The sequence below is a fragment of the Corynebacterium sp. c25Ua_47 genome (assembly GCF_039907205.1).
GTDB classification, from domain to species: Bacteria; Actinomycetota; Actinomycetes; order Mycobacteriales; family Mycobacteriaceae; genus Corynebacterium; species Corynebacterium hiratae.
This window is the reverse complement of the sequence record NZ_JASBOH010000009.1, coordinates 45,708-68,939: the sequence shown is the minus strand read 5'-3', so window position 1 is coordinate 68,939 and position 23,232 is coordinate 45,708. Positions and strand designations below refer to the sequence as shown.

The 23,232-nt window shown below is 61.6% G+C and carries 18 protein-coding genes; 12 read left to right on the top strand and 6 right to left on the bottom strand.

What is annotated here, in order from left to right; all coding sequences use genetic code 11:
* The first annotated feature begins 31 nt into the window (after positions 1–31).
* The 3 genes from QKE52_RS09465 to QKE52_RS09455 are packed head-to-tail and all read left to right on the top strand — an operon-like array spanning position 32 to position 3,187.
* Positions 32–1,684, top strand: a complete 1,653-nt coding sequence (locus QKE52_RS09465) for an LCP family protein (RefSeq protein WP_246822341.1) — start codon at positions 32–34, stop codon at positions 1,682–1,684.
* 45 nt (positions 1,685–1,729) lie between these two features.
* A complete protein-coding gene (locus QKE52_RS09460; protein ID WP_347948668.1) occupies positions 1,730–2,440 on the top strand; it encodes a TIGR03089 family protein in 711 nt (236 codons plus the stop codon).
* A 24-nt stretch (positions 2,441–2,464) separates the two neighbouring features.
* Positions 2,465–3,187, top strand: a complete 723-nt coding sequence (locus QKE52_RS09455) for a sulfite exporter TauE/SafE family protein (RefSeq protein WP_347948667.1) — start codon at positions 2,465–2,467, stop codon at positions 3,185–3,187.
* 88 nt (positions 3,188–3,275) lie between these two features.
* On the opposite strand, the gene QKE52_RS09450 is transcribed toward QKE52_RS09455, so the two are convergent.
* From QKE52_RS09450 to QKE52_RS09440, 3 genes are all read right to left on the bottom strand, one after another.
* Positions 3,276–4,226 carry a type IV toxin-antitoxin system AbiEi family antitoxin domain-containing protein gene (locus tag QKE52_RS09450; protein WP_347948666.1) on the bottom strand — a complete coding sequence of 317 codons (951 nt, stop codon included), beginning with the start codon at positions 4,224–4,226 and terminating at the stop codon, positions 3,276–3,278.
* 120 nt (positions 4,227–4,346) lie between these two features.
* The gene (locus QKE52_RS09445; protein WP_102233649.1) at positions 4,347–5,840 is read right to left on the bottom strand and encodes an IS30 family transposase; all 1,494 of its coding nucleotides are present in this window, start codon (positions 5,838–5,840) and stop codon (positions 4,347–4,349) included.
* A gap of 110 nt (positions 5,841–5,950) precedes the next feature.
* On the bottom strand, positions 5,951–6,832 hold the full coding sequence (locus QKE52_RS09440) for a LysR family transcriptional regulator (RefSeq protein ID WP_347948665.1): 882 nt from the start codon (positions 6,830–6,832) through the stop codon (positions 5,951–5,953).
* A 129-nt stretch (positions 6,833–6,961) separates the two neighbouring features.
* Between QKE52_RS09440 and QKE52_RS09435 the strand changes: the two genes are divergently transcribed.
* From QKE52_RS09435 to QKE52_RS09415, 5 genes are all read left to right on the top strand, one after another.
* A complete protein-coding gene (locus QKE52_RS09435) occupies positions 6,962–8,647 on the top strand; it encodes a thiamine pyrophosphate-dependent enzyme (protein ID WP_347948664.1) in 1,686 nt (561 codons plus the stop codon).
* A gap of 12 nt (positions 8,648–8,659) precedes the next feature.
* The gene (locus QKE52_RS09430) at positions 8,660–9,997 is read left to right on the top strand and encodes an aromatic amino acid transport family protein (RefSeq protein ID WP_158381366.1); all 1,338 of its coding nucleotides are present in this window, start codon (positions 8,660–8,662) and stop codon (positions 9,995–9,997) included.
* 13 nt (positions 9,998–10,010) lie between these two features.
* A complete protein-coding gene (locus tag QKE52_RS09425; RefSeq protein ID WP_347948663.1) occupies positions 10,011–11,051 on the top strand; it encodes a histidinol-phosphate transaminase in 1,041 nt (346 codons plus the stop codon).
* A 151-nt stretch (positions 11,052–11,202) separates the two neighbouring features.
* The gene (locus QKE52_RS09420) at positions 11,203–12,579 is read left to right on the top strand and encodes an NAD-dependent succinate-semialdehyde dehydrogenase (RefSeq protein WP_347948662.1); all 1,377 of its coding nucleotides are present in this window, start codon (positions 11,203–11,205) and stop codon (positions 12,577–12,579) included.
* A gap of 9 nt (positions 12,580–12,588) precedes the next feature.
* Positions 12,589–13,362, top strand: a complete 774-nt coding sequence (locus QKE52_RS09415) for a nuclear transport factor 2 family protein (protein WP_046647723.1) — start codon at positions 12,589–12,591, stop codon at positions 13,360–13,362.
* Between the two features lie 224 nt (positions 13,363–13,586).
* Here the strand turns inward: QKE52_RS09415 and QKE52_RS09410 are convergent, their stop codons facing one another.
* Together QKE52_RS09410 and gabT (QKE52_RS09405) are read right to left on the bottom strand one after the other, a co-directional pair.
* The gene (locus QKE52_RS09410) at positions 13,587–14,798 is read right to left on the bottom strand and encodes an amino acid permease (protein WP_328287802.1); all 1,212 of its coding nucleotides are present in this window, start codon (positions 14,796–14,798) and stop codon (positions 13,587–13,589) included.
* A gap of 91 nt (positions 14,799–14,889) precedes the next feature.
* Positions 14,890–16,218, bottom strand: coding sequence for a 4-aminobutyrate--2-oxoglutarate transaminase (gene gabT / locus QKE52_RS09405; RefSeq protein WP_158397423.1), 1,329 nt, complete (start codon positions 16,216–16,218; stop codon positions 14,890–14,892).
* A 117-nt stretch (positions 16,219–16,335) separates the two neighbouring features.
* Here gabT (QKE52_RS09405) and QKE52_RS09400 point away from each other — a divergent pair, with 117 nt between their 5' ends.
* On the top strand, positions 16,336–17,781 hold the full coding sequence (locus QKE52_RS09400) for a PucR family transcriptional regulator (RefSeq protein ID WP_347948661.1): 1,446 nt from the start codon (positions 16,336–16,338) through the stop codon (positions 17,779–17,781).
* A 4-nt stretch (positions 17,782–17,785) separates the two neighbouring features.
* On the opposite strand, the gene QKE52_RS09395 is transcribed toward QKE52_RS09400, so the two are convergent.
* Positions 17,786–19,258: a PucR family transcriptional regulator ligand-binding domain-containing protein gene (locus QKE52_RS09395; RefSeq protein WP_347948660.1), complete on the bottom strand. Its 1,473-nt coding sequence runs from the start codon at positions 19,256–19,258 to the stop codon at positions 17,786–17,788.
* Positions 19,259–19,423: 165 nt separating this feature from the next.
* On the opposite strand from QKE52_RS09395, the gene gabT (QKE52_RS09390) reads away from it, so the two are divergent.
* The 3 genes from gabT (QKE52_RS09390) to QKE52_RS09380 are packed head-to-tail and all read left to right on the top strand — an operon-like array spanning position 19,424 to position 23,228.
* The gene (gabT, locus tag QKE52_RS09390; protein WP_144013109.1) at positions 19,424–20,749 is read left to right on the top strand and encodes a 4-aminobutyrate--2-oxoglutarate transaminase; all 1,326 of its coding nucleotides are present in this window, start codon (positions 19,424–19,426) and stop codon (positions 20,747–20,749) included.
* A gap of 36 nt (positions 20,750–20,785) precedes the next feature.
* A complete protein-coding gene (locus tag QKE52_RS09385; RefSeq protein ID WP_070446241.1) occupies positions 20,786–22,234 on the top strand; it encodes an NAD(P)/FAD-dependent oxidoreductase in 1,449 nt (482 codons plus the stop codon).
* A 13-nt stretch (positions 22,235–22,247) separates the two neighbouring features.
* Positions 22,248–23,228 carry an alpha/beta hydrolase gene (locus QKE52_RS09380; protein ID WP_347948659.1) on the top strand — a complete coding sequence of 327 codons (981 nt, stop codon included), beginning with the start codon at positions 22,248–22,250 and terminating at the stop codon, positions 23,226–23,228.
* The last annotated feature ends 4 nt before the right edge of the window (positions 23,229–23,232 follow it).

Below are 23,232 nucleotides of genomic sequence, written 5' to 3'. Positions count from 1 at the left end.
GTTTTGCAGCGTGCTCACTTAAACTAGTCCCGTGACTTCCCCGAATTCCCCGCGCGCCGCCCGCCATATTCAGGCCGCGCCCTCGCAGTCCGCGCCCACCGCCCAACGAGGTTCGACGCCGCTCAAGGCCGTCGTCGCTTTCCTGTCCGCCGTGGTCCTCGTGCTCTCCGGCGTGGGTTACTTCACCGTGGGCAAGCTGGGAAATGACATCTCCTCCGCCTCCAATCTGGCACTCGGCAATCAGGGCGGTTTTAAGGACAACGGCATCGACGGCGCGGTCGATATCTTGCTCGTGGGCAAGGACTCGCGCACCGATGCCAAGGGGAATCCGCTTTCCGAGCAGGAGCTGGCGGACCTGCATGCCGGTGTGGATGAGGGCGAGGAAAACACCGACACCATCATGGTGATCCGCATCCCCAACGATGGCTCGCGAGCTACTGCAGTATCCATCCCGCGCGACACCTACGTCCACGACGAGGACTTCGGAAACACCAAAATCAACGCCATCTTTGCCCTGCACAAAGCAGACAAGATGGAACAGCTGCAACAGGAAAACGCGGAAGCCGAAGCAGCTGGTGAGAAGCCGCCCCACACCGAAAAGGAAATGGAGAAGGAGAGCACCGAGGCCGGCCGCGCTGGTCTCATTTCGATGGTGCACAAGCTCACTGATGTCAACGTCGACCACTACGCTGAGGTGGGTCTCTTGGGCTTCGTGCTGCTTACCGACGCCGTCGGGGGCGTCGACGTCTGCCTCAACGACGCCGTCGATGATCCGATGTCGGGCGCTAAATTCCCGGCTGGGCGCCAAACCTTGCAGGGCTCCGAGGGTCTGTCCTTCGTGCGCCAGCGCTATGAGCTACCGCGCGGTGACCTTGACCGCATCGTGCGCCAGCAGGCCTACATGGCATCGCTGACGTCAAAGGTGCTGGATTCGGGCACGTTGACCTCTCCGGGCAAGCTCAACAAGATTGCTGATGCCGTGGAGCGCTCCGTAGTCATCGATGACGGTTGGGACATCATGGGCTTTGTGACCCAGCTGGCCGGGCTAGCCGGCGGCAACGTGACGTTTACAACGATCCCGGTGACCTCCATTACCGGCGTGGGTGACTACGGCGAATCGGTGGTGACCATCGATACCGCGGAGGTACATCGCTTCATGGATGATTTGGCCAAGTCCCAGGAGAAGGCTGAGGAAGAAAAGAAGTCTGAGGATGCCCCAGCCGATCAGGAAGGTGAAGACGGCGAAAAGCCCGTGGCCGAGGACCTCAACCTCCACGTCCTCAACGCCGGCACCGTCGACGGCATGGCCGGTGGAATCGGCGCCTGGTTGAAGAACGTGGGCTACACCGTTGAGCGCACCGCCAACGCGCAGTCGGGTCTATACACCGAATCGCAGATTGTTGCCGCAGATGCCAACGACGAGCGCGCTCTAGCCCTAGCCGAGCAGCTCGGTGGCCTGCCGGTCACGGCCAACGAGGAGCTCGAGCCGGACACCTTCATCGTGGTGGCTACGGATGACTACTCCGGTCCGAAGGACGACTCCGCGCAGGAAGAAGAGGCTGCTGCGGAGCCCGACCAAGGCGGCGATACTCAGCAGGTAGGTACCCCAGGCGATGACTTCGGTACCGCGGAGGTTTCGCCTGAGATCGACGCGGGCGGCGATGGCCCGCGCTGCGTGAACTAAAGACACCGTGGCGGGCTTGGCGCCCGCCACCTACGATGGGCGGACATGGAACTCCTTCAGCATCTCCTGTCCGCCGATGCCTCCGCTCCCCGCCTCAGTGTTTATAACGAATCTGACGGCACCCGCATGGACTTCTCGGCGCAAACACTGGAGAACTGGACCTCCAAGATCGCCAACATGCTGCTGGAAGAGCTCGACCTCGAACCAGACACGGATTCCCGCATCCTCATCGACCTTCCGGTGTCCTGGCAGGCGGCCGTCATTGCACTTGGGGCTCTAGCCACGGGCATCTCCTTCGACATAACCGACGGTGCGGCCGCTACAGAGCCGCACGCCGACGATATCGCCGTGGTGTTCACCTCTCCGGAGGCCTACCTCAAGGCTGCGGCGGACGCGGGCACCGGCTCTGCATCGGCCCCACTGGTCGACACGGTTCTCGTCACGCAGGATCCTTTTGGCCGCGGCGTTGTCGAAAGCGGCGGCGAGCTGCCGCTGGGCACCATCGACTTCGGCCCCACCGTGCGCTTCTATGGCGATCACTTCTATGGCACCACTACCCCACTACCGGAGCTTTTCCCCACCGAGTTGGGCGCTGAGCGCGTGCTTTCACAGGGTTGGACGGACAGCGCTTCCTTCCAGCGGGCCGTCCTCGAACCACTGGCTGCGGGCGGCTCCGCCGTCATTGTGGCGGGCCTGTGCTCGGCCGACCGCTTGGAGGACATCGCTGCCAACGAGAAGGTCACCGTCCGCTCCTAAAGCTTGTCGTGAGATAGTAGAGCAATGTTCAGCTGGCTCTACGTCTTCATCGGCCTGCTCATCCTCGTGGGCACAATCTGCCAAGGAACCATCGGATTCGGCCTAGGCACCATCGCCACCCCGATCTTGGCGCTGATTAAGCCGGAGCTTGTTCCCACGCTCATCCTCCTGCTGGCCTTCGTCATCTCAACGACCACGATGCTCAAGTCACGCTCGGCAGTGTCGTGGGACATTGTGGCCATTTCCTCCATCGCGCGCATTCCCGGCTCGCTCGCGGGTGCGTGGGCGATTGCTTCCCTCTCCCACCGCGGGCTCTCCCTTTTCATCGGCTGCGCCGTCATCTTTGCCATGACCTTGTCCAGCCTCGGCTGGTCTCCCAAGCGCACCACCGCCAACATTGCTGTCGCGGGTGCTGCTTCCGGGTTTCTGGGCACGTCGACGTCCATCGGTGGACCGCCCATGGCGCTGGTGCTTAAAGGCTACGACCCAGCCCGCATACGCGGCACGCTGTCGGGCACCTTCATCATCGGTTGCACCATCTCGCTGGCAATCTTGGGCTTGAGAGGGCAAATCACTAGCGTACAGCTCACCGCCGCCGCGGCCTACCTGCCGGTAGCCATCGTGGGCCTCATCGCCGCCGGCTACCTCAACCGTTTCATCAACGCCAAGGTGCTCAACCGCATCGTCCTCGTCGTGGCGATCAGCGCGGCCTTGGCGCTCATTGTTGAGGGGCTGGTTGCTGCCTAACGACCGCGTCCTACTGCCAGGACCACGCTCCACACTGCCCGTTCTGCCAAAGTTATCGCCGCTGATTCAAGATCTGGCAATAACTTCGTCATCTAGGGCAGTTGGGTGGCTGCGGGAAGCCGGGTGGTTCCGGGTAATCGGGCGGCTCAGGCAAGTCGGGCGGTAAATACCCCAAGTGCTCGCTGTATTCCCATGGCTTTGGCTTTGGCGGCAAGACTCCCTCATGCCAGAAGCCGATGAATTTGAAGTAGCGCTTCTCAAAGTCAGGATTCCTAGCATTAGCTATCTGGTCGATGACATAGTCCAGATGATGTGCCACGCAGTGACCTGTATAGCGCAACGTGAGCCACCCAATCAGCGCGCCCTCATTATTCTTCCAGTGGTCCCGCAACCATGACTCTTGCTGGGAATGGAATTTCATCCCGTTGATTTCTACCGCAACCTTGAGCTCTGGGAGCACGATGTCCCAGGTGTAGTGGCCGATTACAACGTTGCACTCGACTTTGAGCCCACGCCTTTTCAATCCCTTGGCCACCTTGACCTCCGCACCGGAATCCGTAAACAATGCGGCTTGCTCCAGCATCCGTTGGCTAGCAACAGGGGTGACATTGAGTGCTTCGCGGTGACTATCCAAGCGAGCACGCCCCGCCTTCGAGGAATAAATGGATTCGAAGACGCGAATCCCCAGCTCAGGACTCACTGTCTTCATGGCGACAAGTGGATTAAGAATCCGGATCCCCGACAAAGTGACAAAACTAGTGACGCTCACCCGCGAGTGCACATAGAAGGTTGATTTCGGCATTCTCTCCACGCTGGCAAGCCGCAGTGGAAAAGCAACAGGCGCGCCAAGGAGTACCTGGGCAGCCGTTGTACCTGTCGCCTTGAGGAATGGCCGGTGATCCTGCAGCAGCTTCAAAAGCTCTAATGGCTCGGGCCGGCCCCAGACGTAGAGCCCCTTGGCGATCCTAGTAATCTCCCCTCGGCGCACACGAGTTGCAAGCGCACCTTTTGATAGGCCACGCACAATGCCATGGTTCATGTCATTTCCCCCCGGAAAGTAGACCTCCACGCTAACATGGCGCCCCGCCATATGCCGAGCAACTGCCCGTTCTGCCAAAGTTATAGCCTCTGATTCGGGCGGTTTCAAGTGGTGGATGCATCACTTGAATAGTTCTTGGATTTTCTCTTCTGGTGTGTACCAGTTGAGGACTTTTCTGGGGCGCCCGTTGAGTAGGTCTTGAATCTGCTGGACGCCCTTGTCGGTCAGGGTACTAAAGTCGCTTCCTTTGGGTAGGAAGTCTCGGACTAGCCCGTTGGTGTTTTCATTGGTAGGCCGCTGCCAGGGTGAGTGCGGATCACAGAAGTAGACTGCTAGTCCACGTTCGATGCTCAGCCTGTCTACTTGGGCTAGTTCCACACCCTGGTCCCAGGTCAGTGTTTTGGTGATGTTGCGTATTTTGCCGGTAAACATCTCGATTAACTTATCGACAGTCGTGGCGGAATCATGCACATCAAGTTTGCGGATCATGGTGTAGCGAGTACTGCGTTCCACGCAGGTCACAAGGGCCGTTGTGCCTCCTTGGCCGATGATGAGATCGCCTTCCCAATGCCCTGGAATAGCGCGGTCTTCAACGCTGGCAGGGCGCTTGCTGATGCGGTAGTCCTCACCAATCCAGCTTCGATTACCGCGGGCTGGCAGGCGCGATTGCGGCCTTCGGCCGGTACGCCCAGAACGCAGGGCTTTTTCTACCTTCAACTCCTGGCGCAAGGCACCTTTAGCTTGGATGTAGAGAGCTTGGTAGATGGTTTCATGACTAATCGACATATCCCCACCTTTACCGAAGCAGCGGGCAAGAAAGTTTGAAATCTGCTCTGGTGACCACTTCGTGTTCAACCCCTCGATGACAAAGGCCCGCAACTGCGGGTTGGTATCGAGTTTACGGGGTTTAGGCCTGGCTAAACGGTCTACAGCCCGCTTTTGCGCCACGAGGGCATCGTAGCCATGCTCAGTCATCCCACGGGCGATTTCTCTACTAATCGTCGACTGATTCCGGCCAAGCTGGGCTGCAATCTCACGATGAGTATGGCCCTGTTTCAGCAGGTAGGCTATCGCTATCCGGTCATGGCGGATAAGACGCTTTCCGCGTCCTACCTTCGATTCGGATTCAGTGGGATGATCATTGAGTACCAAACGCCCAGACATGCGATTATGGTGCCACGTTCTCACCGTGTCAGCGCAACGATCAACTACCTGGCCGACTTCCTTATAGCTTTTGCCAGCATCAACAAGTTTCAAAGCTTTAGCAATGCGATCCCGCTCAATTTGTATGGCTCCACCGCGACTGTTGTTGGCGAGTTCAATACCGTCTTGCGCAAGGTATCGGTAAGCCGTCTGTGGGAAACCTGTCTCTTTCAGTGCGCTATACGCAGACTGGCCGCTTTCTACAAGAGCAACGAGCTTTTGGTATTGATCTTTGTACTTATCCTCATTCAGGCTCCGATGGCGCTTGCCGCGGCTAAGTCCCTCAGCCTGACGCCACACCCTCGCCTGAGCCTTCGAGACCCCCAACTCCTTGAGGATCACCGACATCGGACGCGCATCATGCAGATACGCCTGCACATACCGCTCACGTAGCTTCTCATCACCTGACATCTACACAACCTCCCAGCTGTATAGATGCATTCACCACCTGAACTCGCCTCAAGATCTGGCCAGATCTTTGGCAACAACGGCAGTTATGCCCACTGCAAACTAAGCAGGCCCTAGCGAAGCGACCCCTCAATAAAACTGCGGAACTGCCGAGCAATCTGCGCAATTTCCTGCCCCGCGAAGTGCCCCGGGGACCACGCCGCCACCAGCGGCACCCCACCAAGCGCACGCTCGCCATCAACGACATCGAAGCCCACCAGCCGCGCCGGTTGCAGCTCCGTCATTAAAGCTACGGCCCGCCCGGCACGGGCCAAGGCGCATAACGTCGCCGTATCATCACACTCCACGTGCGGGCCCAGGGCATAGCCAGCCGTGCCCACGAAGGAATCCACCACGCCGCGGGACACGCTTCGCCGCGAGGGCAGCGCCACATTTTCCTGCAGCAAGCGCTCGACCTCCACGCTGGTAGAACCCGCACACTCCAGTGCCATTGGGTGCGCCGGCGGCACCCAGGCGCGCACCGGAATCGTGCCCAAAGCCAGTGAAGCCACGTCATTGCCCGGCGGGATGGTAGCAATCACCACGTCGGCGGAACCTTCCAGCGCGTCGAAGACGTCGTAGTGTGTAACCGGGGTCGTGGTGAACAGAGGGATAGTCGAACCAGCGGCCTCAATAAAGGGAGCGAGAAGCGTCGAAATCGTCGTCGGCGTAGCAGCCACGCGCAGCGCCGGGATACTGCCCGCGCGGAGTGCCTCCACCGCCTGCCCGGCGCGCGCGGATTCGGCGAGGAGGCGGCGGCACGTCGGAATGAGGGCGTGTGCGGCATCGCTGAGCGCCAGTGCGGAACCAGCCCGCACGAAAAGCTCCAGGTCCAGCTCTTTTTCAAAGCGCCGCAGCTGCCGGCTCAGCGCCGGCTGGGTAATGCCCAGGCGCGCCGCGGCAGCGGTCACCGTGCCAGCTTCGGCGACCGCAAGGAAATATTTGGCCTTCACCATGTCCATTCCCTTACTTCTACCACTACCAATACCTTGAGGGTATGGCTTTCCAGCTTTTTCGACATTAGACAACATGGCATCACCAAAGAATAATGAGACCACTACCACAACAACACCAGGGAGGTTTCCATGTCACACGTCGGCGCCGCCATTGCCGAATCCCTCGCCGCGCACAACGTCACCCGCGCTTTCCTCGTGCCCGGCGAAAGCTTCCTGCCCGTGCTCGACGGCCTCTACGATTCCCCCGTGAAGGCCATCGTCACCCGCCACGAAGGCGGTGCCACCTACATGGCCGAAGCCCACGGCAAAGCCACCGGACAGCCCGGCGTCGCCATGGTGACGCGCGGCCCCGGCGCAGCCAACGCCTACGTGGGCATCCACACCGCCTGGCAGGATGCCACCCCGCTCGTTCTCTTCGTTGGCCTTATCCCCATCTCGGATCGTGACCGCGAGTCCTTCCAGGAGTTCGATCCCAAGGCGTGGTTCGGCACCCAGGCCAAGCAGGTCTTTGTCCTCGACGATCCGTCGCGCGCCTCCCGCGTCGTGGCCGAAGCTTTCTTCCAAGCCCAGCAGGGCCGCCCCGGCCCCGTCATCGTGGGCCTGCCGGAGGATATTCTCCACCAGGAGTTCACCGGCAGCATCCACCCACCCATCCCGGTGTCGGAAGGCGCGCTTTCCGACGATCACCTGGACCTCCTCTCCCGCGAGCTGAGCCGCGCAGAGCGACCACTCATTTTTGCCGGCGGTCCGCGCTGGACCCCGGAGGCCGCTGAAAAGATCACTCGCTTCGCCGAAGAGCACCGCATCCCGATCATTCAAGACTTCCGCGCCGCTGACCGTGTACCTTTCGACTCCCCCGCCAACGCCGGCTGGCTCGGCTATGGGCGCGACCCACGCGCGGCGCAACTTTTGGAAGCAGCCTCCCTCGTCATCGAAATCGGTGCCGTTCTCGGTGATGTTCCTACCGACGGTTACACCTTGCGCCAGTCACCGCAGGCACGCAACATCGCCATCAACCCCGATACCAGCCTGCGCGGCCACTCGGTGGCGCTGGTAGAGCACATCGTGGCGAGCCCTGTGGCCTTCGCTCACACCCTGGACCGCTTAAGCGTCGAGGGCAAGGACACACGCGGCGAGTGGTTTGATACCGCGCACGCGAACCACCTCGACTTCGCCACCCTCCCCGAGCCCGCGGACTACCGTCCCGGTAAAGAAGGCACCGCCCACATGGAGGCCGTCTTCGCAGCACTCCACGAGCAGCTGCCAACGGATTCCATCTATACCTTCGGCGCCGGCAACCACTGCATCTGGGCCCAGCAGTTCCTGCGCTCGCAGGTCTACCCCTCCCAGTTCAGCGTGCGCAACGGCTCGATGGGCTATTCCATCCCGGCCGCAGTAGCCACCAAGCTGCAGTTCCCGGAGCGCACCGTTGTCACCGTTGCCGGGGACGGCGAATACCTCATGAACGGCCAAGAGCTGGCCACCGCGCTGCAATACGGTGCGCCTTTTCTCATCATCGTCATGTCCAATGGCGAGTTCGGAACCATCCGCGATCACCAGAAGAAGCACTTCCCCGACCGCGTTTCCGGCACGCAGCTTGTCAACCCGGATTTCGCGGCGGTTGCCCGCAGCTTCGGCGCCCACGGCGAACTCATCACAGATGACGCTCAGGTGCCGGAGGCCGTGGCCCGCGCCCTGCGCGCCATCGCCGAGGACGGCGTACCAGCGCTTCTCAACGTCATCACCGACCAGGCCCATTCCCTGCCTATCCCGCCCTCCCCGGTTTTACACACCGACGAAACGCCCACCAGCTAAAGGAGGCTCACCATGAGCACGACACATACTCCTCCAACTTCGAATGCCGTACCCGCTAGCCAGCTGAAGGAAGGCGAGCACATTGTGGGCGATGGGGTCGTCGCCAAGCAGCGCCCCGCTGCCTCCACTGCATCGTGGATCATTACGCTCTTCGGCACCGCCGTGGGTGCTGGCATCCTCTTCCTACCGCTGAATGCCGGCGGTTTCGGGTTCTGGCCGCTGGTCTTTGCCACGGTCTTCATCTTCCCCTTGGTGTACTTTTCGCACCGCACCTACGCGCGGATTGTTGCGGGCGCGCCCACAAAGGACCACGGCAAGGACATCCTCGAGTTGGTCTCCCAGTATCTGGGCAAGGGCCAAGGAATCGTCTTCGCGGTGCTGTACTGGATCACGGTCTTTTCCACCGTCCTCATCTACGGTGTCTCCATCACCAACGCGGTGGATAGCTTCATTGTCAACCAGCTGGGCGGGCCGTCGCTCGACCGGTGGCTGCTGGCCATGCTCTGCGTGGGCGTGATGACCGGTGCCTTCGCCATCGGCCGCAAGCCGATGATCTGGCTGGCCCAGGTGTTGGTCTACCCGCTGATTATCGCCCTGGCCGTCACCTCCATCTACCTCATCCCGCGCTGGGACCTCCAGAGCTTCATCCATTTCGATGACGGCTCGAATGGCTACGGCGGCATCATCAAGGGCATCTTCCTCATCCTGCCGGTGCTGGTCTTCTCCTTCTCCCACATGGCGGCGCTGTCGCAGTTCGCCATCGACATGCAGCCGCAGTATGGCGAGAAGACCGAAAAGCGCGTTTCCCGCACGGAGTTCTACACCGCTATCCTGCTCGTCGTGTTCACCATGTTCTTCGTGTGGTCCTGCGTCCTCGCACTCGGCGCCGACGGCATGAATGAGGCCCTCGAGCAAAACATCCCGGTGCTCTCCTATTTCGCCAACGTCACTGGCACTCCGTTCATGGCTTACATGGCCCCCATCGTGGTCATCTGCGCCATCGTCTCCTCCTACTTCGGCCACATGCTCGGTACAGAAGAAGGCACGGAGTACCTGCTGAAGAACGCCGCGCCGAAGCTGGCGGAGAAGGTCTCGCACCGCACGCTGCTCAACATCATTTATCTCATCGCCTTCGTGTGCACCACGCTCGTGGCAATCTTCAACCCCTCCATCATTTCCATGATTTCGGTTGTCTCCGGTGTCTTCGTGGCGTTCATCGTCTACCTGGTTCCGGTGTATATGTTCAAGAAACTGGACGTGTACAAGCAATTCCGCAATGACCCGTGGAACTACTTCGTCTTCGGCATGGGCCTGCTGATTATGGCCGTGACCATCTGGGACATGATTTAGAAAGGACGTGAAAATGCTTCGTAATGATCTCTCAAGCTTCCCCGAGTACAAGGTGGGCAAGGACTTCCCCAACGCGCTCAAGCTCTCATCCAATGAGGTCCCCTTCCCACCCGCTGAGGACATCATCGCCGCGGTTGCCGACGCCGCCCGCACCACCAACCGCTACCAGCAGCCCGGCAGCCTGGAGCTCACCAACGCCTTGTGCAATTACCTAGGCGTTCCGGCGGATCACATCTTCGTCTCAGCGGGCTCCACGCCCATCCTGCAGGCCACCATCTTGGCGTCCTGCCACACCGGCGATGAGGTCATCGTGCCCTGGCGCAGCTTTGAGGCTTACCCCCTCTACGTGCGCATGGCCGGCGCGGAACCGATTCTGGTCCCGCTCACGGAGGATTACCGCGTCGATTTGGAGGCAGTCCTTGCCGCCCTGACGGAGAAGACCAAGCTCATCATCCTGTGCAACCCCAACAACCCGACGGGCACCGTCATCACGCGCGGTGAATTCCGCGCCTTCATGGACCGGGTGCCCGAGGATGTCGTGGTCCTGCTGGATGAGGCCTACTGGGAGTACAACGACGCCCCCGATACCCCAGATTCAGTCGAGGAATACCAGCGCTACCCCAATCTGCTTGGCGTGCGCACCTTCTCCAAGGCATGGGGTCTGGCTGGTATGCGTGTGGGCTACGCGGTGGCAGGACCAGAAATCATCAACGCGCTGCAGCTGCTCTCCTTGCCTTTGACGGTGACCGCCATGGCAGAAACTGCCGCTGTGGAGGTGCTCAAGCGCCACGACGAGCTTGACGACGCCGTCGAGATCACCAAAGCACAACGCGACCGCGTCTGCGCGGAGCTGGGAGCCGAGAAATCCTACGGCAACTTCGTCTGGCTGCCGCGCGCGGATGCCGCGGAGGTGGAGACGAAGATGCTTGATGAAGGCGTGGTCATCCGCCGCTACCTCGATGAGGGCGTGCGCGTGTCCATCACGGACGAAGCCGAGACCACCCAGTTCTTGGAAGCCTGGCGCCGCGCAGGCATTGAGCCTTGGCGGGGCTAGGTGGCCTCCTCCTTTCACCCCCTCAGCCCAAGTGCCCCATAAGCCCATACTGAGACAAATGACATAAAACGCAAGGCCCTTGCAATAAGTCACATTCAACCCCATAATGGGGCGCAACCCATACACACTTCAATCATTGGAGGATGAAGCAATGTCCGGATTTCGCGTAGAAAACCCCGCTACCGGTGAGGTTCTCGAGACCTTTGATCACGCCACTGACCAGGAGGTCCTAACCGCCGTCGACTCCGCGCACGAGGCATTCCTCAGCTGGCGCGAGACCCCGATCGAGGAGCGCGCAAAGGTAGTCACGCGCGTTGCCGAGCTCTTCGAAGAGCGCAAGGATGAGCTCGCAGAGATCATCGCTACCGAAATGGGCAAGCCGATCTCCGAGGGCGTCGAGGAGGCTGAGTTCAGCGGCGCTATCTTTAGCTACTACGCCGACAACGGCCCGAAGTTCGCCGCCGACGAGGAAATCCCCGTCGAGATGGACGGCAAGGGCTACATTCAGCGCCGCCCCATCGGCGCTCTGCTGGGCATCATGCCGTGGAACTTCCCCTACTACCAGGTCGCGCGCTTCGCCGCCCCGAATCTGATGCTCGGCAACACCATCGTCTTGAAGCACGCCACCATCTGCCCGCGCTCCGCGCTTGCCATCCAAAAGATCATGGATGATGCCGGTGTTCCCAAGGGCGTCTACACCAACGTCTTCGCTACTCACGAGCAGGCAGAGAAGATCATCGAGCACAAGGAGCTGCGCGGTGTGTCCCTCACCGGCTCCGAGCGCGCTGGTGCTGCGGTGGGCTCTCTGGCTGCGAAGAACCTCAAGAAGGCAGTTCTCGAGCTCGGTGGCTCCGACCCGTACGTCATCCTCGACACCGATGACGTCAAGCAGGCAGCCAAGGACGCGTGGGAGACCCGCATGTACAACACCGGCCAGGCGTGTAACTCCAACAAGCGCCTGATCGTGATGGACGATATCTACGACGAGTTCGTCGCTGAGCTGGTCGAGCTCGCAAAGGCTATGAAGCCTGGTACCCCGCAGGAGGCTTCCGAAACCGTCTACACCCCGTTGTCTTCGCGCAGCGCGGCAGAAAACCTCAAGGATCAGCTCGACCGCATCGTGGCCGCCGGCGCCACCCTGCACGTCGGCGGTGAGCTGGCGGATGAGAAGTCTTCCTACTTCAGCCCCGCCGTGCTGACCGATGTCCCGGTTGGCTCTGATGTCTACTACGAAGAACTCTTCGGCCCCGTGGCGACCGTGTTCAAGGTCAGCAGCGACGACGAGGCTCTCGAGCTGGCCAACGACACCCAGTACGGCCTGGGCGGTTGCGTCTTCTCCAAGGACGTCGAGCGCGCTGAGAAGATTGCCCAGCGCCTGGAGGTCGGCATGTCCAACGTCAACACCTACGCGGCGGAGGGCGCCGAGGTCCCCTTCGGTGGTGTGAAGAACTCCGGTTACGGCCGCGAGCTGGGCCCCTACGGCATGGATGAGTTTGTCAACAAGCGCACCTACTTCGTGGCCAACTAAGGAGATCCCATGACGTCACTAGGAAACTTCGTTCTCGAGGTCCACACCGCGCTTTTCGACGGCCACGATACCTCCGTCCTGGACAAGCACTTCGCCGACAACTTCGTGGAGCACTCTCCCCTCATCGCTAATGATGCAGAAGGTCTCAAGAAGTTTGTCACGGATCTGGGCGAGGGGCTGAAGTACACCAACGCCCGGGTGATTGCCGACGAAGCCAACGGCCTCGTCGCTTTACATGGTCGCTTCGACGGCATCGAGGATGAGCCGTTCGTTGGTTTCGATATCTACCGCGTCGAGGGCGACAAGATTGTCGAGCACTGGGACAACCTCGTTCCCCTTGCGGAACCGAACGCAAGCGGCCGCACGCAGCTCGATGGCGCTACCGAGATCGGTGATGAGAGCCTCACCGAGCAGAACCGAGAGTTCGTCATCGAGTTCTTCACCCGCTCGCTCATCGGCGCCGATTACTCCGGCTTCATCGACAACACCCGTGATGATCAGTTTGCCCAGCACTCCCCTGATATCGCCGATGGCGCCCAGAACTGCGTCGATTTCCTCACCAAGCTGCAGGAAGACGGCGAGGGGCTGGAGTATGAGCGCATCCACCGCACGGTTGCACAAGGACAGTTCGTTCTAACCCATTCCGAAGGCAGCATCGCTGGTGCGCGCCATTCCTATTGCGAGCTGTGGCGCGTCGAGGACGGCAAGCTCGTCGAAATGTGGGATGCCATTTCTGAGGTCCCGTCCGACGACGAGGCGCTTCATAAGCACGGCATCTTCTAGGCCATAGCCTCGGTTGCAAACCTAGGCAGCATGCCGAAAGGCTGGGCCGCTCCTTGATACGGGGAGCAGCCCAGCCTTTTCGTGTTTTCGGCGCGATCTGGAACCAGGTCCGGGCCGAAACTGCCCGTTCTGCCAAAACCCTCGCTCCTGACTCAAGATCTGGCCCGAACTTTGGCAACTAGGCGAGTTCGTCGCGTCTAAAAGTGCCGCATCTAAAGCTGGCTCTAAGCCCAGCCTGCCGGCACCAACCCGAGGATGGAAATGATCGAGTAGATGAAGGCCAAGACATAAACCACGATGATGGTTCCTTGGATTACCGGGTGAGCGAGTCCGCCCACGTTCCAACCCGGGTCGCGGTCGCCCTTCTTCCGGGAGGCGTGCAACAGCATCACCGGGATGACGGACATGATGGCACCCGCGAAACCACCGGCATAGGACAGCGCCGCAACGAAGCCACCGAGACCAGCAATGGAAATCACCAGTGGCGGAACAACCGTCAGCGCCACCGCCACGATGCGCTGTCCCTTCACACCTTCCCAGTGGAAGATGTCCAAGACGTTGCGCATGGTGGTAAAACCAATCGCCAAGAACGACGTCAGCATGGCCGCCAGCGCAAAGATATTGGCCAAGTAGTAGGCCACCGGGCCCAGTGCCTCACCCCAGGCAATGGTCACCACCTCGGTGACCTCCATGCCAAGCAGACCAAGGGCGGCAAAAGGAACCAACGCCAAGGTAAAGCCCGTCACCACCATGCCGAGCACAATTGCCCGCGCGGTCTGCTGTGGCTTGGCCGGGTCCATACCTTGCACCAGTTCCGGGACCACGTACTGCGCCAAGAAGGAGAAGACCGCGAGGTTCAGAATCGGGACGATGAAGAAGGGATGAAGAACCAGCAGGTTCTCAGCCTTGATACCCGGCCCCAGGATTGTCCATCCACACAGCACCGCGATAATGATCGCCATACCGGCAGTAATCGCTCCCTCAGCTGCACCCGTGGTGTGCAGGCCGCGGTACATCACCCACGAACCGAAGCCGAAGAAGATCAACGTGCCAAGAAGCGGCGGCAACCCGAAGATGTTGTTGATCAAGTCACCCGAACCAGCAGCATAGGCAATCAGCGCACCGATGCCGTTGACGATGATGGCCACGAAAACCAACCAGCGGCCCCACTGCCCCAGGTAATGCTCCGCCAATCCGGAAACCTGCAGCGGCGCCTTGGTGCGCATGGCTGTCTCCGCCACGTACAGCATGGAAATGGTCGTGAGGGTGCCTGCTATCAGCAAAGCGATAACGAGTGCGAGGAACCCTCCGTTGCGGGCAGCATAAGGAATAGAGAGGACTCCAGCACCGATGTTGGTGCCGAAGATAAGGGCGATGCCCTGCACGAAGGACAGCGCGGGTTTGAACTCCGCCGTGGACTCATCCTTCTGCGGCACAGAAAATTTGTTGGACAAAGACTTCTCCGATAACTAAGGACTAATAAAACAGGAGCTCACCCGGAAAGAACCGGGTGAGCGAAAGAGCGAACTACTTGTACTCGTTGAACTGCTTGACGACGACCTGCAGCGCCTCACGCCACAAGTCTTCCGGGATGGCCAGGGAGGGCAGGAAGCGGATGACGTTGTGGTCGAGGCCGCAGGTGAGGATGAGCACGCCCTCGGCCTTGGCGGCGTCGGCAATCTTGTGCACTAGCTCGGAATCCGGCTCGCCCTCAGCGGTGACGAATTCGAGGGCGAGCATGGCGCCGCGGCCGCGGAACTCTGCTACGCGCTCATCGCCCAGGATGGGTTCCAGCTCCTCGCGGGCAATCTTCTCCAGGTTCTGGGCACGTGCCCCGAAGTCCTTCTCCTCGAATTCCTTGAAGGTTGCCAGCGCAGCAGCACAAGCCACCGGGTTACCCGTGTAGGTACCGCCCAGGCCACCCGGCTGCGGAGCATCCATGATTTCTGCACGGCCGGTCACTGCGGACAGCGGCATGCCGGAGGCAATACCCTTCGCAATGGTCACCATGTCCGGAACGATGCCTTCATGGTCGGAGGCGAACCAGGTACCGGTGCGCATCATGCCTGCCTGGATCTCGTCGACGATGAAGACCACGTCGTTGTCGTTGCACCACTTCTGGATTGCTGCGAGGTAGCCCTCGGCCGGGACGACGAAGCCGCCCTCGCCCTGGATCGGCTCAGCGACAACGCAGGCCAGGTTGGCTGCGCCGACTTCCTGCTCAATCATGGTGATGGTCTTCTTGGCAGCCTCGGCGCCGCTCAGGCCGTCACGCAGCGGGTAGGACATCGATGCACGGTAAATCTCCGGCGCGAAGGGACCGAAGCCATTCTTGTAGGGCGACTGCTTGGCGGTCATCGCCATGGTCAGGTTGGTGCGTCCATGGAAGGCACGGTCCATGACGACAACACCGCGCTTGCCGGTGTAGTTACGGGCAATCTTCACGGCGTTCTCAACGGCCTCCGCACCGGAGTTAAACAGCGCGGTCTTCTTCGGGTGATCACCCGGGGTGACCTCGTTGAGTTTTTCTGCCACGGCCACGTAGGACTCGTACGGGGAAATGGTGAAGGAGGTGTGGGTGAAGTGCGCGACGGCTTCCTGCACCGCGGCCACGACGGCCGGGTTAGAAGCGCCGGCAGAAGTCACGGCGATACCGGAAGCGAGATCGATGAAGCGGTTGCCGTCGGCGTCGGCAAGAATGCCGCCATCCGCATCCACCACGTAGCCCGGTAGCGAGGGCGCCATGCCCGCGGGAAGGGCATTCTTGCGACGCTCATCCAGGGCGGCGCTCTTCGGACCCGGGACCTGCTGGCCCAGGTGGCGGGACTGCTCAATGTGGTACTGAAGTTCCTGCATGGTCTTCCTTTTGTGTTGGGATGAATAGGATGCCACTTAGTGTGGCCCCTACCACCCTTGCGGCACTATCGACAGGGTGTATAAATCTTGAGCCCACAACTGTGTAGCCTGTCCAGCATGAGTGAGATTTCCTTCCGCTGGCTCACCAACCAGCACTCGCTGAACCTGCGCCCACTCGTTGAGGGCAAACCCGCGTTCAGCACCATCCATGCGTCAGAGCTCGCGGACCCCACCGAGTTCACCTCCCCCGGCGCGCTCATGCTCACTCTGGGGCTCGTTTTCCGCGACGATCCGGAAGGCTTCGAGCACTATGCCGCCGCCCTCGCCGCAGCCGGGGTACACGGCATTGGTTTCGGTACCGGACTCGCCTTCGCCGAGGTACCACCCGTACTGACCCGTGCTTGTTCCCAGCACCACCTCACCCTTTTTGAGATCCCGCGCGCCACCCGCTTCGTGTCCATCACTACTGCGGTAGCCCAGGAACAAGCGCGCCTCGAAAACAATGCGCACTTCACCTTCCACCGCCAACAAGAGCGCCTCAATCACGCAGCTGTGTCGGGCATCCAAGCGCTCATCGATGAGGCGAGCAATCAACTCAGCGCCGCTGTAGCGGTAGCTAGTTCCTCCGGAGCGGTGCTCAGCCAGAGAGATGCGGAGCAGCTCAGCGCAGCCAGCGCCGCAGTGGAGGCCGCGGAGCAGACGGGGCGGGGCACGGGGACGTCGACAAGCACAGGTGCCACCATCACCAGCACCTTCGGCTCCGCGGGCCGGCGTTGGGCCGTCGCCGCCAGGCGCTCGGAGAAGTTCGATTCCTATTCGCGCGCGCTCATCCGGCATCTATCGGGTCTGGCCAGCCTGCTGCTTGATCACCCCGATGGCAACAACCACGCTATTCTCGGGGCGCTAGCGCTTGATGCCCAGCTCGCCGGCGTTGACTCCCCCGCCCTGCACGCGGCCTTTCACTTGATTGATAGCCACGATCTCGTGGATGTTCTCTATGTCACGGCCTCGACCCCGTCGCGCCTCGCGCGCACAGTGAGTGAGATCGGCAAGGCCGAGCCGCACAGCTTCGTCCGCCTGGAACAGGATTCTGCACTTCTCATGCTTCCTCCGGGAACCGCAACCTCACACCTGTTCAAGAAACAGTCGCGCTACCTTCGCGTCTCCGCCCTTCGGGGTGTTGCGTGGCAGGAGCTGAGCCCAGCACTGCTGTCTTCTCTTCAAAGCCATGCGCGCAGCCTGCCCCTTGGCACCGTAGCAGCCTTTGATTCTGCTGCGCCTACCTGGCTGGCGGAACCCGGCGTCTCGGAGGCCCTCGGCGCCCGGCGCGCGGCCACGGTCAGCCGCCTGGCCGCCCACGACGTGCAGCACAACACCGAGCTGGTCGCTACCTTGCGCGCCTTCCTCGTGGGCAACGCCAACTTGGCCACCGCTGCGGCGGAGCTGGGCGTTCACCGCCACACGGTGCGCGCCCGGCTAGACAAGGTAGAAAACCTCTGCGGGGTGGACCTGAGCAATCCCGTCACCCGTGCGGAACTCCTCTTACTCAGCATCGACTCTTAGGGCTTCAGTCCGTAACACTCACTCCGAGAATCAGTAGCTCCGCCGCCACGAGCGGGTCCTTGAGGTCCACCTCGAGGAGATCCTCCAAGTCCGCGATGCGCTTGCGCACGGTGTGCCGGTGTGATTGAAGCTCCTCAGCGGTTCGGCTCACGTGCCCGCCCGCACGCAGGTAGACCTCCAGGGTTTCCGCCAACTCGGTACCGTGCTCCGCGTCGTATGCGCGTACCTTGCCCCAGGTTTCTTCGGCGCGGTTGTGCACCGCGCCCTTGACCCTGGGATCCCTAGTCCAGCTCAACGTCCGCGATTCTGGCCCCGCCAACATCCCGGGCTGAAGCCCGAAGGCGAAGGACTCCAGTTCGCGGACAATGCCCACGCCCAGCTCGGCCCACGGCATGGGCTGGCCCACGACGATGCGCTTGCTACCGCGGATATCGCGCAACAAGTCCTGCAGGTTCTTCATCGTGCGGCTTCCTCTGAAAAGCAAGAGGCTGGAGGATTTATCCAGCGTGTATTCGAAAAGCAAGCGCCCGTGGTCCTGCAGGCGGGCGTCCAAGGCGTGGAGGAAGCGCTGGTGGGCACGCTCCCCCTCCGATTTCACCAAGACCGGACGCACGCGGCCCTGTGCATCGCCCACGAGCCGGAAGATGCGGCGCATGGGATCCTCCGGCTGGTCCATACCCAACTGAATGGCCATCGCCATGGAGTTGAGTTCGTTTTGGGTGCGCCGCAGCTCCTGCGGGCGCTTCACGGTGAGCTCCGCCAGGCCGGCGGCCTGTTTGAGCAGCGCACGCTCGTTCACACCGAAACTCTCACGCGCCACCGCCAGCAGCCCGAAGGAGCGCGCACCGTGGTCGGCCAAGCGCTGGGCCAAGACATTCCACCCGCCCACGCGGCGAGCGGCATAGAAGTTCTGGGCGCGGGTATCGGCAATCACCGGTGCCCACTCCACCGGCGGGAGCCCGGGGTGGCTCGACTGCGCGAAGACCCGCCCATCCTTATCTACGAGGCAGGTATGCGCGCCCAACAGTCGGCTGGTTTTGTCCACGAGGGCGTCGAGGCCGGACACGGCGGCGTCGTTGAGCGCGCCCTGCTGAGCAATGAAGAGCTCCAAGCCTTCCTCACGCTGGCGCTGCAACTCGTCGTGCAAACGCGCGAGCACGGAGACGAAAGGCACGCGCCGCGCCACCGTGAAGAGTGAAATATCGCAGTCCCGGGCGGCCTCCACCATGCCGGGTGGAACCTCAGCGAAGGCTAAACCAACGCCGAAGCCCACCCCCGTCACTCCCCCCGCGGCCACCCTGCGAACGTACTCCACCAGCTGATCGGGTTGCCCCTCAAAGGCCATACCAGTGAGCAGGATGACGGCCCCCGAGCCCACAAACTCGCGGGGATCGCGCAGCTCACATGGGTGCATCACAGAAAACGGCCGCTCGCAATCGTGCAGCACGTCAATCCCCAGATCGGGTTGGCTAGCCAACCATCTGAGAGAAACGTTTCCTTCTTCTAGTCCGGCAGCTACCCCCTTATCCAATGTGGACAATTTCTCACCATTCTTTCACCAGATTGTCTATGGCCCTTCTGAAGTCTAGCCGTCAGAATGACCTACGTCATAAAAAATCCCGAGTATTAAGGAGCAGACAGCATGCAGGATCTCAAGCACCGCCTCCCCCAGGAGCGGAATGTCTCCACCGCAATCCCTGGCCCCCGCAGCCAGGAGCTGAATGCCGCCCGTGAAGCCGACGTCGCCGCTGGCGTCATCCCGGGCTACCCCTCCTATATCACCGACGGTGACGGTGGCGTGCTTGTCGACGTCGACGGCAACACCATCGTCGACTTCGCTTCCGGTATCGCCGTGACTTCCGTGGGCGCCTCCAACCAGCGCGTTGCCAAGGCTGTCGCCGAGGCGGCCAGCCACCTCACCCACACCTGCTTCCTGAACGCTCCGTACCAGGGCTTCGTTGATGTCTGCAAGAAGCTCAACGAGCTGACCCCGGGCACCCACGAGAAGAAGACCTGTCTCTTCTCCACCGGTGCGGAGGCAGTGGAGAATGCCATCAAGATCGCTCGCCGCTACACCGGCAAGAACCGCGTTGTCGTCTTCGACGGCGCCTTCCACGGCCGCACCAACCTGACCATGACCATGACCGCCAAGAACAAGCCCTACAAGCAGGGTTTTGGCACCCTGGCCGCTGATATCTACCGCGCTCCGATGTCCTACCCGCTGCGCGACGGCCTCGACGGCAAGCAGGCTGCAGCGCGCACCCTGCGCTACATCGAGCAGTACGTCGGCACCGAAGAGCTGGCTGCCGTCATCATCGAGCCGGTTCAAGGCGAGGGCGGCTTCGTCGAGCCGGCCAAGGGCTTCCTCCCGGCACTGCAGGAATGGTGCACCGACAACGGCGTTGTCTTCATCGCCGATGAGATCCAGGCCGGCATCTGCCGCACCGGATCCTGGTTCGCCTGCGATGACGAGGGCATCATCCCGGACCTCATCACCACCGCCAAGGGTGTCGGTGGCGGCATGCCGCTGTCCGCTGTCACCGGCCGCGCCGAGATCATGGATGCCCCGGACCCGGGCTCCCTGGGCGGCACCTACGCCGGCAACCCGGTGGCCTGTGCTGCTTCGCTGGCAGCTTTCGAGGAGATGGAGGAGCTGGATCTGGCTTCCCGCGCCCGCGAGATCGAGGCCATCATCCGCGAGGAGCTAGAGCCGCTGCTCGAGCTCACCACCGTTGCCGAGGTCCGCGGCCGCGGCGCCATGATCGCCATCGAGCTGGTTGACGACAACAACCAGCCCAATGCTGACCTCACCGCCAAGGTGGCCAAGACCTGCCGCGAGCAGGGCGTACTCATCCTCACCTGTGGCCTCGACGGCAACGTCATCCGCCTCTTGCCGCCGCTGGTCATCAACGAGTCCACCCTGCGTGACGGCCTCCAGGTCCTGGCTGAAGCCATCCGCGCGAACTAACCCGAACCACCAACGTCTTAAAGGAGATACACCACTATGAAGATCTACGATTGCATCATCCTCGGCACCGGCTACGGCGGACTGGGCATGGGCGCCCAGCTGGTCCGCGACGAGCAGAAGGACTTCCTCATCCTCGAGGCTGCCGACGAGGTCGGCGGCGTCTGGCGCGACAACACCTACCCGGGCGCTGCCTGCGATACCCAGGCTCTGATCTACTGCTACTCCTACTTCCTCAACCTCGGCGTCTCCCGCATGTTCGCCGGCCAGGACGAGATGCAGGGCTACCTCAAGGCTCTTGCCGAGGAGTTCAACCTCTACGACCACATCAAGTTCAACCACCGCATCACCAACGCCGAGTGGAAGGAAGACCTCAAGGCATGGGAGATCGAGGCTAACGGCGAGACCTACTACGGCCGCGTCTTCGTCGGTGCCTGGGGCCAGCTCTCCAAGCCGAAGGTTCCGAACTTCCCGAACCGCGAGGCATTCCAGGGCGTACAGTTCCACTCCGCCGAGTGGAACCACGACGTTGATCTGGCCGGCAAGAAGGTCGCCGTCATCGGCAACGCCGCTTCTGCAGTTCAGCTGGTTCCGGAGGTAGCAAAGGTTGCGGAGAAGCTCTCCGTGTTCCAGCGCTCCGCAAACTACATCCTGCCGCGCAACCAGGTCATCTTCACCGATGAAGAGCTCAAGGAGTTCCAGGAGAACCCGGATTCCTACCGCGCTATCCGCCAGGAGATCCACGAGGTTCGCGAGGAGGGCTTCGACCGCACCCGCAAGGGCACCGATTCCGCTGCCGAGGGTGTCGAGCAGGCCATGGAGCACCTGCGCTCCCAGGTCAACGACCCGGAGCTGGTGGAGAAGCTCACCCCGACCTTCGCCTTCGGCTGCAAGCGCATTCTGCGCTCCGATGACTTCTACCCCACCTTCAACCGTGACAACGTAGAGCTCATCACCGCTGGCATCGAGAAGTTCACCGAGACCGGCATCCGCACCGATGACGGAGCAGAGCACGACTTCGACGTGGTCATCTACGCCACCGGCTTCCACTCCCAGGAGTTCCAGGGTGATTTGCCGATTGCTGGCCGCGATGGCGTCGACCTGCGCGAACGCTGGGGTAACTCCCCGGAGGCGTACCTGGGCATGACCGTGGACGGCTTCCCGAACTTCTTCATGCTCTATGGCCCGAACACCAACCTCAACCACCACTCCGTGGTGGCCATGCTCGAGGCACAGGACCGCTACATCTCCCAGGCCGTTGCTTACCTGCGCGAGAACCCGGAGGCAGCCCTCGACGTGAAGAAGAACGTCATCGACGAGTTCAACACCAAGATCCAGAAGGAGCTCGAGGCATCTGCGTTCTCCGCTGACTGCTCCTCCTGGTACAAGAACGAAGAAGGCCGCGTCATCAACAACTGGTCCGGCAACGTCGCTGAGTACTACGAGCTGACCGACAAGCTCGAGCTCAACGACTACGAGCTGGTCTAGGAGGTAGTTCACAATGCACACTCTGCACGACGATTTTTCCGGGCGTCCCGTCGCTGAGGATGCGTGGAAGGCGCTGAAACCTTTCCGCGATGGTGGGGCGAAGTCCTTCCATAACTTCCCCATCCCGCAGGTGCGTGAGAACTACGTAGCCTCGGCCCACGCCAACCCGCTCCACGACGAGAAGGAACCCGCGACCACGGATTTCCAGGTTGACCAGTTCCAAGTTCGCCTCTACGACCCCCGCCCGGAGGCGGAGCGCGGCCAGGAGACCCCAGCGGTGCTCTACATGCACGGCGGCGGCTGGCTCATGGGCAACCTGGAGACCCACCACTCCTCGGTACGCCGTATCGCGGTGCTGACCGGTCTCCCGGTCGTTGCGGTGGACTATCGCCTTGCCCCGGAGCACACCTACCCGGCGGCTATCGACGATTGCCGCGCTGCCTACCGCTGGTTGTCCAACCCTGAGGCCGAGCACGGGCTGACCGTGACCTCCATCGCGGTAGCGGGTGACTCGGCCGGCGGCCAGCTCGCCGCTACCCTGGCGAACGAGTTCGTGGGCGAAGAAGACGTCGCCAAGCTCAGCTGCCAGATCCTGCTCTACCCCATCACGGATTGCTCCCGCGAGCGAACCGAGAACGGTGCCTCCTACAAGCGCTTGGAGGAAGGCTTCCCGCTGGCATCTGACACCATGCGCTGGTTCATCGATACCTTCGTCACGGAGGAGGCACAGCGCACGGCAACGGATCTCTCCCCGCTGTTGCTAGAAGAGCTCCCGGAGGGCCTGCCCCCGTCACTCGTGATCACGGTGGATAACGATCCGCTCGCGGACGAGGGCATCGAGTACGCCGGCAAGCTGGCGAAGGCGGGCGTCGACGTCACGCACAAGCACCTTCTGGGCCACCACCACGGGCTGTTTACCTCAGCTGCGGTCATTGACCGTGGCGAGGAGGAGCTCGCTGGCATCGCCGAGTTCATCAAGGCGGCAGCGAACTAGAAGC

Excerpts from the sequence above, each read along its gene's own strand:
- gabT (WP_144013109.1), top strand. The coding sequence starts at position 19,424 with ATGCAGGATCTCAAGCACCGCCTCCCCCAGGAGCGGAATGTCTCCACC.
- QKE52_RS09425 (WP_347948663.1), top strand. The coding sequence starts at position 10,011 with ATGCTTCGTAATGATCTCTCAAGCTTCCCCGAGTACAAGGTGGGCAAG.
- QKE52_RS09415 (WP_046647723.1), top strand. The coding sequence starts at position 12,589 with ATGACGTCACTAGGAAACTTCGTTCTCGAGGTCCACACCGCGCTTTTC.
- QKE52_RS09385 (WP_070446241.1), top strand. The coding sequence starts at position 20,786 with ATGAAGATCTACGATTGCATCATCCTCGGCACCGGCTACGGCGGACTG.
- QKE52_RS09440 (WP_347948665.1), bottom strand. The coding sequence starts at position 6,832 with ATGGTGAAGGCCAAATATTTCCTTGCGGTCGCCGAAGCTGGCACGGTG.
- QKE52_RS09430 (WP_158381366.1), top strand. The coding sequence starts at position 8,660 with ATGAGCACGACACATACTCCTCCAACTTCGAATGCCGTACCCGCTAGC.
- QKE52_RS09455 (WP_347948667.1), top strand. The coding sequence starts at position 2,465 with ATGTTCAGCTGGCTCTACGTCTTCATCGGCCTGCTCATCCTCGTGGGC.
- QKE52_RS09445 (WP_102233649.1), bottom strand. The coding sequence starts at position 5,840 with ATGTCAGGTGATGAGAAGCTACGTGAGCGGTATGTGCAGGCGTATCTG.
- QKE52_RS09435 (WP_347948664.1), top strand. The coding sequence starts at position 6,962 with ATGTCACACGTCGGCGCCGCCATTGCCGAATCCCTCGCCGCGCACAAC.
- gabT (WP_158397423.1), bottom strand. The coding sequence starts at position 16,218 with ATGCAGGAACTTCAGTACCACATTGAGCAGTCCCGCCACCTGGGCCAG.
- QKE52_RS09460 (WP_347948668.1), top strand. The coding sequence starts at position 1,730 with ATGGAACTCCTTCAGCATCTCCTGTCCGCCGATGCCTCCGCTCCCCGC.
- QKE52_RS09420 (WP_347948662.1), top strand. The coding sequence starts at position 11,203 with ATGTCCGGATTTCGCGTAGAAAACCCCGCTACCGGTGAGGTTCTCGAG.
- QKE52_RS09380 (WP_347948659.1), top strand. The coding sequence starts at position 22,248 with ATGCACACTCTGCACGACGATTTTTCCGGGCGTCCCGTCGCTGAGGAT.
- QKE52_RS09400 (WP_347948661.1), top strand. The coding sequence starts at position 16,336 with ATGAGTGAGATTTCCTTCCGCTGGCTCACCAACCAGCACTCGCTGAAC.
- QKE52_RS09450 (WP_347948666.1), bottom strand. The coding sequence starts at position 4,226 with ATGAACCATGGCATTGTGCGTGGCCTATCAAAAGGTGCGCTTGCAACT.